Here is a 315-nt window from a genome sequence, read left to right on the forward strand (position 1 = left end):
TTTTCCTAAATCTGCAGCAATTTCTTTCAGCTTGTCTTCACGTGTTCCATGGAGCCCAACAATTGCCCCTTGTGCATGGAAACAACGCGCAATTGCCTCACCAATTCCTCCCGTTGCTCCCGTCACAAGAGCTTTACGACCTGTTAATTTAAACATTTTTCAGACTCCTTAAAGACTAAACACCAAGCACCCGTAGTGCTGCTTCTATTTCCTCTGCTGTCCCAACTGTCAATGCCTTTATATCCTTATTAATACGACGCGCTAAACCTGTTAATACCTTCCCAGAACCAATTTCAAAAAGTGTATTAACTCCAT

At 42.5% G+C, this 315-nt stretch carries 1 protein-coding gene and 1 pseudogene; both read right to left on the bottom strand.

All coding sequences use genetic code 11. The features are described 5' to 3' along the window. Positions 1-156: SDR family NAD(P)-dependent oxidoreductase (locus ACFINZ_RS11390; RefSeq protein ID WP_375701567.1), on the bottom strand; the 156-nt coding region annotated here is incomplete at its 3' end. Between the two features lie 19 nt (positions 157-175). Beyond that, positions 176-315 (bottom strand): annotated as a pseudogene (locus tag ACFINZ_RS11395) (malonyl CoA-acyl carrier protein transacylase); the annotation flags it as partial.

It is taken from the genome of Bartonella sp. AA81SXKL, from assembly GCF_042196945.1.
Lineage (GTDB): Bacteria > Pseudomonadota > Alphaproteobacteria > Rhizobiales > Rhizobiaceae > Bartonella.